The following is a 13,600-nucleotide window of genomic DNA, read 5'->3' on the forward strand; positions in this document are numbered from 1 at the left end:
CACGGCACACGACAACGGGGAGGAACTCCCATGTCCACAGAGGCAGTCGACACCATCGAAGCCGCCATCCAGTCCGTCACCGCCCGCCGGATCATCGACAGCCGGGGTAACCCCACCGTCGAGGTCGACGTCGTCCTGGCCGACGGATCCCTGGGGCGCGCGGCCGTCCCCTCCGGCGCCTCCACCGGCGCCCGGGAGGCCGTGGAGCTCCGCGACGGAGACTCCGGGCGCTGGCACGGCAAGGGTGTCGACCGTGCGGTGGCCCACGTCAACGGGGAGATCGCGGCGTCCGTGCGGGGCAGGGACGCGGCGGATCAGGCGGGTCTCGACGCCGCGCTGGTCGCCCTCGACGGCACGGCCACGAAGTCCCGGCTCGGTGCCAACGCGATCCTCGGTGTCTCCCTCGCCGCCGCCAAGGCCGCCGCTGCGGCCCACCGTCAGCCCCTCTACCGCTACCTCGGCGGCGCCGACGCCCACCTCCTGCCGCTGCCGATGATGAACATCGTCAACGGCGGCGCCCACGCCGACAATCCGCTGGACTTCCAGGAGTTCATGATCGCGCCCGTGGGTGCCGACACCTTCGCCGAAGCCGTTCGCATGGGCAGCGAGGTCTTCCACACCCTGCGCCGCGATCTGCTGGCCGCGGGGCACTCCACGGGCGTCGGCGACGAGGGCGGCTTCGCGCCCGCGCTGCGTACCGCCGAGGAGGCGCTCGACTTCGTCATGGCCGCCATCGAGCGCACCGGCTACCGTCCCGGCGCTGACATCGCCCTGCTCATGGACCCGGCGTCCTCGGAGTTCTTCCACGACGGTGTGTACGACTACAAGGGCGAGGGAGTGCGCCGCACCCCCTCCGAGAACGTCGACTACCTCGCCAAGCTCATCGACACCTACCCGATCGTCTCCATCGAGGACCCGATGGCGGAGGACGACTGGGACGGCTGGCGCGAGCTGACCGCCCGCGTCGGCGACCGCTGCCAGCTCACCGGCGACGACCTGTTCTGCACCAACGGGACGCTGCTGCGCGAAGGCATCGACACCGGCGCCGGCAACTCGATCCTGATCAAGGTCAACCAGATCGGCACCCTGACCGAGGCGCTGGCCGCCGTGGCGACGGCCCAGGACGCCGGCTGGACGGCGGTCATGTCGCACCGCTCGGGCGAGACGGAGGACACCACCATCGCGGACCTGGCGGTGGCGACCGGCTGCGGTCAGATCAAGACCGGCTCGCTCTCCCGCTCCGACCGCACGGCGAAGTACAACCAACTGATCCGTATCGAAGAGGAGTTGGGTGGCTCGGCGCGCTTTGCGGGTCGCTCGGTCCTGCGCCGGTCGTGAACAGCGGGCGGGGGCACTGGCTGCGCGGGGCCTCAGGGGGCAGCGCGCCTCAGGGAGTGGACCGTACGACGACGAGTGAGCCCTCGTAAGCCGGCCGGGAGCGCAGGTGGCCGAAGCGCTCGTCCCAGGCCCCGGATCGCAGGTCGTCGCGGAGTGTTCGGTCGAAGCGTTCGCGGACGCCGTCGTCGACGAAGCTCCAGGCGGAGCACGCCTGGCGGGCGCCGGGGTCGAGGAGCATCTCGGGGCGGCCGTAGTACGCCTCGTTGAAGGCGTCGGTGCAGTCGAAGGGGATGGGGACGGCGTCGACGGTGACCACTCCGCCGAGGGCCGCGGCGATGTCGTCGACGAGCGGGTAGCGGCGGGCCTCGATGTCGAGGGCCTCGGGGGCGTAGTCGTACAGCCAGAAGTGGCGTACGAGTGCCGGGTCGCACGTGAGGACCACGACCGGACCTCGGGTCACGCGCCGCATCTCCCGCAGGCCGGTGCTCACATCGCTCCACTGGTGCAAGCTGAACAGCGTCATCGCCGCGTCGAACTCGCCGTCGGGGAACGGCGGGTCCTCGGCGGCGGCGTCGATCGCGCGAGGGAGTCGGTCCGGCCGCCGGGCCCGCATCAAGGCGGACGGTTCGACGGCGGTCACCGCGCCGGCGATACTCTCGTACGATCCGGCGCCGGCGCCGACAGTGAGGACGGTGCGCGCCTGCCCCAGGCCCTTGGCGACGAGTCGGGCGATGCGTCCGTCCGGACGGCGGTGGGCGGGGTGGCCGGAACCGATCGTGCTGTGGTCGACGTCGCCGACGCTGCCGTCGTACGTACGTGTCGTCATCTGCCTTACCTCGCCTCGTGAGCAGGAACAGCGCAAGCGGACGCGGGGCTCGGGCATGGGAGCTCCGCGCAACCGCCTCAGCTCGGACGGCCACGCCATCCATCCTGCATCTGCGGGCCCAGGATCACAATTGCCTCACGAATGCTTGGCTGATCAGCCATGACGGCAGGTAGATGTGGTTTGGAGGTGCGGACGGGCGTGCAGGCTGACGCCCGTTGGTCGCTCAGCCCTGCAGTTCGGCGCGCGCCAGGAAGTGGCCGACGGAGTGGATCGACGTCGGTCGCCGGGGTCAGGACGATCGCCCCGCGCCGCTCCGAGATGGGCGGGGTGCGGAAGGGCGCCGTATATGCGGTCCGCATCGCCGAGCATCCGCTCATGTGCATTTCATGGAAATAGCCCCCGCGTGGTGGGCGGATGCTTGGTTGCCGAAGTGAGTCCCAGGTCAGCGGGCTCGTGGGGCTCAAGGCAAGGTTCGCGAAACCTTCGTGGAATGAGCGAGGCAGTGGGGTCTGAAAGGCTGGTGAATGCGATGCGCGTTGCCGGCGGGGAATTTCCTTCCGGTAGCGTCGATTGGGACGCAGGCCACAGAAGTGATGACTGTTCGTTTCCGGCTTTGTGAGGCGTGTTCTCCATGACCCTGTCCATTCGCAACCAGCTCCCCGGTACCGTCACGGCCGTCACCACGGGCGAGGCCATGGCGTCCGTGAAGGTGCGCCTGGCCGGCGGCCAGGACATCACCGCCGCCATCACCGCCGATGCCGTCAAGGACCTGGGCCTGACCGCAGGTTCCGCGGTGAAGGCGCTGGTGAAGTCCACCGAGGTCGCCCTCGCGACCGGTCCCGTCGAGGGCATCTCCATTCGCAACCAGCTCGCCGGATCCGTCACCGAGGTGTCGACCGGCGGCGCCATGGGGTCGGTGAAGGTCTCCGTCGAGGGCGGGGAGCTGACCGCCGCGATCACCAAGGAAGCCGTCGAGGACCTCGGTCTGAACGCCGGGACTTCCGTTGTCGCCCTGATCAAGTCGACCGAGATCTCCCTCGCCTCCGCCTGATTCTCCTGCTGTACGAGAGGGCCGCGCACCCGCCCGGGGAGCGTGGCCCTTCCGCATCGGACGGGCTCACAGGCCGTCCATGCGCTCGGTGAACCGACCGGAGCAGCAGGGACCGTCCCCCGGTACGGGCAGCCCTCACCATCCGGCCGGCGCCGGTCGGTTACGGCTTCTGGAAGCCGGCGTCCTGGAGGATCTTCTGGCCCTCGGGCGACGACAGCCAGGCGACGAACGCGGCCGCGGCCTCGGCGTTCTTGGAGTCCTTGAGTGTGGCGGCCGGGTACTTCGCGATGGCGTTCTGCGCGTCGGGGATCTCGACGGCGTCGACCTTGTCGGCTGCGGAGGCGGCGTCGGTCTTGTAGACGAGGCCGGCGTCGGCTTCGCCCAGCTCGACCTTGCTGAGCACGGCGCGGACGTTCGGCTCCTGCGAGACCGGCTTCACCGTGACCTTCTGGGCGTCCAGGACCTGCTTGCTGTACTTGCCCGCGGGCACCTCGGGGGCTGCGAGGACGACCTTGAGCTTGGTGTCGGCAAGGTCCTTCAGCTCGTCGACCTTGAACGGGTTGCCCTCGCCGGTGGCGATGACGAGCCGGTTCTTCGCGATGATCGCCGGGGTGCCGGTGTCGGCCTTGACCTTGTCCATGCTCTTGGTGTCGGCGGTGACCAGGACGTCGGCGGGCGAGCCCTGCGACACCTGGGCGACGAGCTCCTGCGAGCCGGCGAACGAGAAGGTGATCCTCGTGCCCGGGTTGGCCTTCTCGTAGGCGGCACCCGCCGTCTTGAACACGTTGGTGAGGGACGCCGCCGCGAGGACGGTGAGGTTCGCCCGGGGCGCGGCGCTCGCGGAGCCGGAGGGTGTGGAGCCGGAGGGTGTGGAGCCGGCGGTGTCCTTCTTGGTGTCGTCGTTGTTGCCGCACGCGGTGAGGGGGACCAGCAGGGCCGCGGTGAGGGCGGCAGCGGCGGCACGGCGTCTGGTGGGGGCGAGGGTGAAGGTCATGAGGGTCTGAGCTCCTTGGGGACGAACGAGGAGTACGGGGATGGCAGGCCGCGCCGACTGCCGAGGTGCTGCGGTGTCGCAGCGAGGTGGTGCTGTGGTGCTGTGGTGCTGCGTGAGGGTGGTCAGGTGCGATCGATGTGCACGCTGGTCGACTTCACGCGGGCGGTGGCCTGCATGCCGACTTCCAGTCCCGGCGCCTCCACGGCCTGACCCATGGAGGTGAACTGCATGTGCCACACCGTAGGGCGGACTGGATCTCATATGCAACAAAGCTGTGGGACTCTCCATCGCGAATGAGAGAGAGGCTGTAGGAATCGACGAGCGGCGCCGGATCCGTCACCCGACGCTCCGCGCCTCCCGGTCCAGGGCGAGCCAGACGCGGTCGCGGGTGACCGGCAGTTCGGTGAAGCGGATCCCGGTGGCGTCGCGCAGCGCGTTGGCGAAGGCGGGGGCGACGGGGTTGAAGGGGCTCTCGCTCATGGACTTGGCGCCGAGCGGGCCGATCGCGTCGCTGGTCTCCGTGAAGTGGACCTCGGTGCGGGGGACGTCCGCGTACTGGGGCAGCCGGTAGCGGCGGAACGCGGCCGTCGTGACCTCGCCGCGCTCGTCGATCCGGACCGTCTCGAAGAGCGTGGCGCCGAGGGCCTGGGCGACTCCGCCCTCGACCTGGCCGCGGCACTGCATCGGGTTCATGACCTTGCCCGCGTCGGCGGAGTGGACGCTGCGCAGGATGCGGATCTCGCCCGTCCCGGGGTCGACGGCGATCCGGAACCACTGGGCGTTGAAGGCGACCGAGCGGGGCGAGCCGCCCCAGTGTCCGTCCGCCGCGAGCTCCTCCGCGGCACCGAGGGCGTACCCCGCCTCGTACAGCTCCTTGAGGGTGACGAGCCGGCCCGCGCAGTCGACGGCCTCGGCGCCGAGCACGCACAGGTGCCGGGCCGTGCCGGTGTGGCGGGCCGCCAGCGTGCGCAGCCGTTCCGCGAGGGAGGTCGCGGCGAGCAGGACGGCCTTGCCGGCGACGACGGTGCCGGCGGAGCCGAAGGCCCCGGTGTCGTGGCGTACGACGTCGGTGTCGGACTGGCGGATGGTGATGCGGTCCTCGGTGGTGTTCAGCGCGCCCGCGGTGATCTGTTTGTGGACGGTGGTGGTGCCGTTGCCGAACTCGGCGGTGCCGACGGCGATGTCGTACGTGCCGTCGTCGAGGAGCGAGACGCGGGCGTCGGCGTAGTGGCCGCCGGGCGGTCCGGTGGCGATCATGGCCATGCCGGTTCCCTGTCCGACGAGCCACCCTTCGGGAGCCTCCTCCGCGCTGCGATCCTCCGCGATGGCCCGGCGGACGACCTCCAGGCACTGGTCGAGGCCGTACGAGGCGATGTGCAGGTCCTCCTCCTCGCCGATCGGGCTGTGCATGGCATCGCCCGGGCCGATGATGTTCCGCTCGCGGAAGGCCAGCGGGTCCATGCCGAGACGCCGGGCCAGTTCGTCCATGACGGACTCGACGGCGAAGGTGACCTGGCCGAGGCCGTATCCCCGGAAGGCGCCCGCCGGGACGACATTGGTGTAGACGGAGTACGCGTCGACCTTCTTGTGCGGGGCGCGGTAGACGGCGAACGACTCGCCCACGCTGTGGAACATGACGGCCGGACCGTGGTTCCCGTACGCCCCGGTGTTGGACACGACCCGCATCTGTACGGCGGTCAGCGTGCCGTCGGCGCGGGCTCCGACCTTGATCCCGATGGTGAACGGGTGCCGGGTGGTCGCTCCGTAGAACTGCTCGGCCCGGGTGTACTCCAGCTTCACCGGGCGGCGCAGCTTCAGCGCGGCGAGGGTGACGATGTCCTCGGTGAGCATCTCCTGCTTGCCGCCGAAGCCGCCGCCCACCCGGCCGGCGACCACCCGGACCTCGTCCTCCGGCAGCTCGTACAGGGCACACAGCGCGCGCCGGGTCAGGAACGGCGTCTGGGTGGAGGAACGGACGGTGAGGCGTTCGCCCGTGCCGTCCTCCTTGGGCTCGAAGTACGCCACACAGCCGTGGGTTTCGAGGCTGGCGTGCTGCACGCGCTGGGTGCGGAACGTCTCCTCGTACACGACGTCGGCCTCCGCGAAACCCGCCTCGACCTCACCGATCTCGCCGTGCACCTCGCCCGCCACGTTGTCGTCGACGCGGGCGATGCGGACCTCGGGGCCCTTCCCGGCGTGGATGACCGGTGCGCCCGGCCGCATCGCCTCCTCCGGGTCGGTGACGTACGGGAGTTGCTCGTACTCCACCTCGATCCGCCGGCATCCCTCCTCGGCGGCCTGCTCGCTGTCGGCGACCACGGCGGCGACCCGCTGCCCGACGAAGCGGACGACGTCGTCCAGGACCCGGGTGTCGTCGGGGTCCTCGGTGGGGTGCTCGTGGCGTGCGCTGGAGTACAGCGTCCCCGGGGCGTCCTCATGGGTGAGGACGGCATGCACACCCGGCACGCGCAGCGCGGCGGACGTGTCGATGGAGACGATCCGGGCGTGCGGGTGCGGGGAGCGCAGCAGCTTCATGTGGAGGAGGCCAGGGACCTCGACGTCGAAGGTGTAGCGGGCCCTGCCGGTGACGACATCGGGACCGGCCGGGGCGCCGACGTTCCTGCCGACGGCCTTGCCCGCGCAGGGGCGTTCGGTGTGCTTCACACCCCGTACGGCGTCCTCGATCGCGCGGTAGCCGGTGCAGTGGCAGATGTTGCCCTTGAAGGCGCGGGGCAGGTCGTCCAGCTTGCCGTCGTCGTGCGTGGTGCCCCGCTCGGCTTCGAGGGCGGCCGTCGTCATCAGGAACCCGGCCGTGCACATGCCGCACTGGTAGCCCTGTGCGTCGAGGAACTTCCGCTGTACGGAGTGGAGTTCACCGTCAGGAGAGGCGAGGCCCTCGACGGTGGTGACGGCACGGTCCTCCGCCCGAACGGCCGGATACAGACAGCTGTGGACCGGTTCGCCGTCGACGTGGACGGTGCAGGCGCCGCAGTCGCCCGCGTCGCACCCCTTCTTCACACCGAACCAGCCGCGCTCGCGCAGATAGGTGCGCAGGCACTGGCCGGCGCGCGGCTCGTCCTCGAAGGCACGGTCGTTGACACGGATGCGGAAGCTCATCGGGCCCTCTCTTCGAAGCTGTGGGTCAGTTCGCGGCGGACCTCTTCGGCGAGGCGCAAACCCATGTGCCGCCGCCACTCGGGCAGCCCGTGGATGTCGTCGAACCAGTCCTCGTCGCCGACGGTCCCCTCGATGGCCCGTCGCAGCTGCTCGGCGTCGGGCGGCAGCGGGAACCAGAACCGGAACGGGCGTACGGTCGCCGCGCTGATCGTCACCGCCAGCGAGCCGTCCACCGGATCGAGTGTCCCGATGACCAGCGCACCCGAGCGGCCGAGCCCGTACAGCGAGGCCTGCCGGAACGCCGTACGGCATTCCAGTGCCCGGCCGGGGAGCGTGACGGAGCGCAGCAGCTCGCCCTCCGCGAGGTCCTTGCGACCGGCGCCCGTGATGAAGTCGACCACCTTCACCTCCCGCAACGAGCCGTCCTGCGCCTGGAGAAGACAGCTGCCGTCGAGCGCGGCGGTCAGCGAGATCATCGGCCCCGCGGGCAGGCCGTTGCACAGGTTCCCGCCGAGGGTCGCCATGTTCCAGATCTTGAACGAGGCGAGGAAGGCCCGGCAGCACTGCTCGAAGAGCGGCGCCGCCGGGGCGTCGAGGGTGTGCCTTCCGAAGCGGGACAGCTGGGCGATCGTGCAGGTCGCCGCGATCTCCAGCGAGCCGTCCGCGTGCCGGGTGAGCGGTTCCCACCCGGTCCGGCTCAGATCGATCAGCCGGCGCAGGTGCGGCTGCGGCTCGGAGAACAGATACGTGCCCCCGCCCAGCCACGCGTCACCCGGCCGCCACGGCTCGCGGAGCCGGGCGTCCCTCACGTCCGTGATCGTGTTCAGATCCATCCCCGCGCCCCCATGCCCTACGCCTTCCGACCGATGCCTTCCGGCCAGTGAAGCCCGGGGGAGGCGGGCGGCACGACTGGTCGCGAAGCCGGAAAACCACCACCCCGGAACACCGGGTACTGGAGGATCAACCAGGAGCTGTTTTCTGCCTGAGTCCGGGCATCTACGATGTCCCGACTCGCATTCGCCTCGTGAATGTGGGGTGCGGGCTCGTCCCGTGATCGCACAAGGAGCCCGTATGCACGTCGACCATCTCCTCCGACTCGACCGTCTCGACCTCTCGCTCGTCTGGGGCGACGAGGCGTTGCTCGGCCAGGAGATCCGCGGCGTGACGGCGACCGACCTGGAGGCTCCGGCGCGGTTCCTCCAGCCGGGGGAGGTCGTGCTGAGCGGACTCGTGTGGTGGAGCCCGGACGGCGGCTCGGACAAGGCCGACAGTTTCGTCTCCGCGTTGCGCGGTGCCGGGGCGGTGGCGCTCCTCGCCGGCGAGGAAACGCACGGCGAGGTGCCCGGCGAGCTGGCGGCAGCCTGCCGGAGGCATCGGATCGCGCTGATCGCCGTACCGGCGCACACGAGCTTCCGGGCGATCACCGAAGCCGTGTACCTCCGGCAGTGGGGCGAGCTCAGCCGCCGTCCCGACGACCACTTCGCGCTGCCGGAGAACGTCCGACTGGACCTCGACCGCGCCCTGGAAACCGACGCGACGGCAGGCGAGTTGCTCGACCGGGCCTTCGGCCACCTGGGCACGCCCGCCTGCCACCTGCTGACCAGCAGCGGCCGGACGGTCGCCCGCACCACCGGCTCGACGGAACTGGCCGCTCCGCGGGCCGCGGAACACCTGCGCGGTGCGCACGGCACGACGGTGCGGGTCGAGGCGGACGACACGGTCTTCGACGCCTGGCACCTCCATCTGCCCGAGCCGGGGCAGGTGCCTCCGCGGGTCCTTCAGGAGATAGCCGAGCTCCTCGGCCGCCACCGGCGCCGCCAGGACCGCCACCGGGCGGCGCGCATCGCGGCGGCCGCGGAGCTGATGGACGCCGTGGGTGCTCCGCGCGTCGATGCCCGCCGATTGCACGGCGCGCTGGCGTCCTGCGGTCTGGGCGACAAGGCGGCGTACACCGTGGTCGTCGCGGATGTGGGGCCGCACGGCGAGGCCGGTGCGGATGCCGTCGCCGCGCTCACGGAGGCGCTGCATCACCTGTCGTCCGTCTCCGCATCCGTCTCCTTCGCCGTCGCCGAGGGCGGCGTCGGCGGTGAGACGATGGCGGTCGTGGCGCGCGAGGAGGCCGGGACTGGGGACGGGGACGGGCGCGGGCGCGGGTTCGGCGTCCGGGAAGTGCTGGGCGAGGTATGGCCGTTGGTCCACGCCTGCCGCCCGGCCTCCACACCGCGTGCCGGTGTGAGCGAGCCCGTCACCGCCGCGGCGGGGTTGAACAGCGCACTCGCCCAGGCGCGTTACGCGCTGTCGGCGGCCCGCACCGCGGCACCGTCGGCGGCGCGTGTCGCCGGCCTCGGCGACCTCGTCGGTCTCGAGATGTTGATGGCCGGCATCCCGGCCGACGTACGGGCCGTCTACCGGGAGACGGTCCTGGGTCCGCTGCTGGGCTCCGGGCGGGCTTCCCGCGCCATGCTCCTGGAGACGCTGGAGGTCTTCCTGGCGAAGGACTGCTCCTGGGCGAGGACCGCCGAGGCCCTGCACGTCCATGTGAACACGGTCCACTACCGCGTCGAGCGCATCGAGGCGCTCACCGGCCGGGACCTGTCCCGCCTCGACCGCAAGGCGGACCTGCGGGCGGCGCTGCTCTGCCGCTGACGGTCACGTCCGGAGCGGGGTGGTCAGGGTACGTCGATGTGGACGCTCGTCGACTTCACCCGGGCGGTCACCGTGACGCCGACGTCGAGGCCGAGCTCTTCGACGGCCTCGCGCGTCACGAGGGACACCAGCCGATGCGGGCCGGACTGGACCTCCACCTGCGCGGCCACGTCGTCGACGCGTACGGCTGTCACGATCCCCACGAACGAGTTCCGGACGGAGGTCGGCACGTCGTCGTCCGGAACGGCGTGCAGTCCCGCACCCCGCTCCTTCGCGAAGCGGGCCAGGGCCGCACCCTCGATGACCCGTTTCCCGGCCCCGTCGCGCTCCATGCCCAGCTTGCCGCCGTCCGCCCACCGGCGAACGGTCTCCGAACTCACTCCGAGCAGGCTCGCTGCCTGCCCAATGCTGTACGACGACACCCCCGCACTCTAGGTCATGCACACACGCGTTCGCGTTGCCGCGCGGCTCGGAAACCGCGTGGCTGCCGGGTTTGCGGTGCCGGTATCGTCCGGGCTTCCGACCTCAACGCCCACATGGTCGGCGAGGTCCAGGTCGTCCACGAGTTCCGCTGAGGCTGTTCCGGTGACTGTGTGGCGACCTGGTCAGAGGGCGACGAGCGCCCATTCCTGGCCGGCGGAGCCGTCGGCCGGCATCTGGACGATCCTCGCTCCCTCGCTCGTCGAGCCGTTCTCCACGGCCGCGCGGAGACCGCTGGAGCCGTTGACCAGGTGGTAGTGACCGCTTGTCCCGGCCGGCACCAGCTTCCACCACTGGTTGGGGCTGTCCGTGTCCGTCCACTGGTCCAGCGGCTCACCGGGGGACGTGGAGGCCCCCGGGTTGTCGAGGACCTTGCCGCTGTTCACGTTGGACAGCCGGAAGGACCCGTCGTAGTCGGGGAGCAGCCGCCACTGCTGGTTGGTCCCGCCCGACCAGGGCCACTGGATGACCGGAGAGCCGTCGGCCGTGGAGTGGTTCGCCACGTCGAGGACCTTGCCGCTCGCGCGGTTGACCAGGCGGAAAGTCCCCGTGAGCAGGCCGATCGTGACCTGGGTGCGGGCCCCCGCGGTGAGGGACAGTTCCCTGGCGTGGTCGCCGAGCGGGGACGGGGCCGTGGGCGCCGTGGTGGACAGCGACGTGATGCCGCGGCGGCAGACGAACGTGATCGTGTGGCTGATGGCCGAGACGAGGCTGACGGTGGCGGTGCGGGCAGCGGTGTCCCAGGTGAGGCTCTCGACGAGGACCCGGTTGCGGCCCCGTACGCCGCGGATCGTGCCACGGGCCAGCTGATCGGGCAGGGCCGGGAGGATTTCCAGGAGTCCCGGCCGCGTGCAGACCAGCGACTCGGCGACGATCGCCGGCAGCGCGTTGGCGGCGTCGGTGTTGTAGATGTGCAGGTCGGGGTTGTGGGAGGTGACCAGCGAGCGCCACACCATGTTGCTGCCGAGGACCTTGCGGAGGTTGTCGTAGACGCCGGCGCCGTCCTTCAGCCTGCTCCAGGCGAGCGCGCGGTGGAGGCTGCCGTGGGCCGAGCGGTTCTCGTCGCCGCGCAGCCGGAGCGCCTTGCGCGCGGAGCGTACGAGGTCGGGTGCGTCCTCGGGGTTGATCTCGTGCAGGGGCCAGGCCCCGTACAGGTGCTGGACGTGCCGGTGGTTGTAGCGGTCGTTCAGCCCGGGCCAGGACCACTCGGCCAGCGCGCCGTCGCCGTTGACCGTGTACTCGGGCAGCTGGGCCAGCAGCGCCGTCCAGCGGGCCACGCCCTGGCCTGAACCCTGTTCCACGTTCAGCCGGTTGGCGGCGTCGACCGCGGCCTGCAGGGCGTGGCGGCCGGCCATGATGTCGCCCGTGGCGTTGACCGACAGCATCTGCCCCGTGTTGGAGGGTGAGTTCTCCATCGAGAACGACGGAACGAAGATCTTCTTCCCGTGGGAGTCGGTCCGCGTGAGGAAGTCCTCGTAGAACAGCGCGAGTTCCATCAGAGCCGGCCCGAGCTTCTCCCGCAGGAACGCCGTGTCGCCGGTCACCTCGTAGTGCTCCAGGAGCGGGTACAGCATCCAGTCGGCGCCGCCGGTCCAGCACTGGCCCGGGAAGTCGCCGCCGTTGAAGTGGAGCATGTGGCCGTACTCGCCGTCGGTACGGGAGGGCGCGAGGAAGCCCCGCGCGCCGTAGAGGTTCGTGGCGTTCCTGCGCCAGTCGTCGAGCTGTCCCAGGACGAGGTCGAAGTACCCCTGCATGGCGTCGCCGTGACTCAGGATGGTGCCACCGGCCACCTGGAGGTTGATGTTGGCGTCGGTGGTGAAGTCGTCGGCCCAGGCGCCGTTCCAGCTGCCGGCCCACAGCCCGGTGAGGCGTGGGGGCAGGACGCCGCTGGAGCACACGAACAGGTAGCGCCCCGAGTCGTACATCCGTTCCAGGAGTGCGAGGTCGACGACCGACCGGTCGTCGTTCTGCCGCGCGGTCAACTCGGACGTGGACAGTTGCCGGTCGGTGGCGGAGACGCCGAGGTCCAGGCTCGAACCGTCGAACATGGCCTGGTGCAGCGGCGCGTGCCGCCCCAGAAGCGTGGCGTAGTCGGCGGGGAGCGCGGCCAGGGCGGTCTGCAGGGGCTTGGCGTTCCAGTCGCCCGCGTTCTCGTACCGGCCCAGCTTGGTCAGCAGCAGGACCTTGGTCGCGCGGGAGACGACCAGCGTGTCGCCTCCGGCCGACGACACCGACGCCTTGGTGCCCGTGACGACGACCCGGGTGACGCCCTCGTAGCCGTACGCCCCCTGGCCGGCCGGGTAGGTGGCGCGGAGGTCGAGCTGGCCCGTGCCGTTCGCGGCCGTCGCGATTGTCGTGAAGCCGACGTCGGAGGGTACGCCTTCGAGCGCGGTGTCGACCCTGATCGTCGTGTCGACGGTACGGCCGTCGGCGGGGAGCAGCTCGTGGACGACGACCTTGTCGGCGCGGGAGACGAAAGCGCGCCGCTTCCAGACGCCGGCGCTGTCGGTCCAGCTGTGGGTGACCTCGCCGGTACGGAAGTCGGTCGTCCTGGCGTAGTCGTCGGCGGTGGTCGCGCCGGGCGTGCTCAGCACCAGCTCGTACCCGGGGTGGAAGGTCTGGGTCCAGCGGAGGGACCAGCCTTCCGCGAAGGTGCCCGCGGCCCCCCAGTAGTCGCCGGCCAGAGCCCTGTCCCGCACCGACTCCAGACGGTCGGCGAGCACGGGCGGCAGCACGTCGCGGGTGCCGTTGGGCAGGACGAAGCGGTGGTGGTTGAGAACGATCCTCTCCAGCTGCGGCGTTCCGTGGAACACCGCACCGTACTCGCCGTTGCCGCTGACGAAACCGTCGGTCCACGCCCATGCCGGGGCGGTGTCGTGGATGCCCCGCTGCGGGAGCGCGACCTGCGACGGGACGGCGGCCTCGGCCCTCGTGGGGAGGAGGCCGCCGGGGAGCGCGACCGCGCCTGCTGCGGTGAGCGCGGCGGCGGCGAGGAAGCCTCTGCGGTCGAGGGAGGCGGCGCGAGAGGCGTCGGGGGAGGGCATGCATGACTCCTTCATCAGGAGGAGATGGGGGAGGGGGGAAGACGGCTTGCCGGGGCAGCTGGTGAGCGGCGGCGAGTGACGCGGCGTCCCCTCCGGCGTTACTC

The 13,600-nt window shown here is 71.0% G+C and carries 9 protein-coding genes and 1 pseudogene; 3 read left to right on the top strand and 7 right to left on the bottom strand.

Translation table 11 applies throughout. From position 1 onward, the window contains the following. Nucleotides 1-30: 30 nt before the first annotated feature. Complete coding sequence (eno, locus tag OG357_RS35175; protein WP_329624957.1) at nt 31-1,338, top strand: phosphopyruvate hydratase; 1,308 nt, start codon at nt 31-33, stop codon at nt 1,336-1,338. A gap of 49 nt (nt 1,339-1,387) precedes the next feature. Here the strand turns inward: eno and OG357_RS35180 are convergent, their stop codons facing one another. After that, nucleotides 1,388-2,164, bottom strand: a complete 777-nt coding sequence (locus tag OG357_RS35180) for a class I SAM-dependent methyltransferase (protein ID WP_329624958.1) — start codon at nt 2,162-2,164, stop codon at nt 1,388-1,390. 631 nt (nt 2,165-2,795) lie between these two features. On the opposite strand from OG357_RS35180, the gene OG357_RS35185 reads away from it, so the two are divergent. Next, nucleotides 2,796-3,215: a TOBE domain-containing protein gene (locus OG357_RS35185; RefSeq protein WP_329624959.1), complete on the top strand. Its 420-nt coding sequence runs from the start codon at nt 2,796-2,798 to the stop codon at nt 3,213-3,215. A 160-nt stretch (nt 3,216-3,375) separates the two neighbouring features. Here OG357_RS35185 and modA read toward each other — a convergent pair whose 3' ends face one another. From modA to OG357_RS35205, 4 genes and pseudogenes are all read right to left on the bottom strand, one after another. After that, complete coding sequence (modA, locus tag OG357_RS35190; RefSeq protein ID WP_329624960.1) at nt 3,376-4,209, bottom strand: molybdate ABC transporter substrate-binding protein; 834 nt, start codon at nt 4,207-4,209, stop codon at nt 3,376-3,378. A 122-nt stretch (nt 4,210-4,331) separates the two neighbouring features. After that, nucleotides 4,332-4,418: pseudogene (locus OG357_RS35195) on the bottom strand (MerR family transcriptional regulator); the annotation flags it as partial. A 127-nt stretch (nt 4,419-4,545) separates the two neighbouring features. After that, on the bottom strand, nt 4,546-7,326 hold the full coding sequence (locus OG357_RS35200) for a molybdopterin-dependent oxidoreductase (RefSeq protein ID WP_329624961.1): 2,781 nt from the start codon (nt 7,324-7,326) through the stop codon (nt 4,546-4,548). After that, entirely contained in the window at nt 7,323-8,159 is an 837-nt protein-coding gene (locus tag OG357_RS35205; RefSeq protein ID WP_329624962.1) for an FAD binding domain-containing protein, read from the bottom strand. The genes OG357_RS35200 and OG357_RS35205 overlap by 4 nt, the downstream gene beginning before the upstream one ends. Before the next feature lie 238 nt (nt 8,160-8,397). On the opposite strand from OG357_RS35205, the gene OG357_RS35210 reads away from it, so the two are divergent. Further along, on the top strand, nt 8,398-9,972 hold the full coding sequence (locus tag OG357_RS35210; protein ID WP_329624963.1) for a PucR family transcriptional regulator: 1,575 nt from the start codon (nt 8,398-8,400) through the stop codon (nt 9,970-9,972). 23 nt (nt 9,973-9,995) lie between these two features. On the opposite strand, the gene OG357_RS35215 is transcribed toward OG357_RS35210, so the two are convergent. Further along, nucleotides 9,996-10,394 (bottom strand): TOBE domain-containing protein, encoded by a 399-nt coding sequence (locus tag OG357_RS35215; protein ID WP_317601780.1) that lies wholly within the window; start codon nt 10,392-10,394, stop codon nt 9,996-9,998. Nucleotides 10,395-10,577: 183 nt separating this feature from the next. After that, nucleotides 10,578-13,496 (bottom strand): glycosyl hydrolase family 95 catalytic domain-containing protein, encoded by a 2,919-nt coding sequence (locus tag OG357_RS35220; protein ID WP_329624964.1) that lies wholly within the window; start codon nt 13,494-13,496, stop codon nt 10,578-10,580. Between the last annotated feature and the right edge of the window lie 104 nt (nt 13,497-13,600).

Source organism: Streptomyces sp. NBC_01255 (assembly GCF_036226445.1).
Taxonomy (GTDB): domain Bacteria; phylum Actinomycetota; class Actinomycetes; order Streptomycetales; family Streptomycetaceae; genus Streptomyces.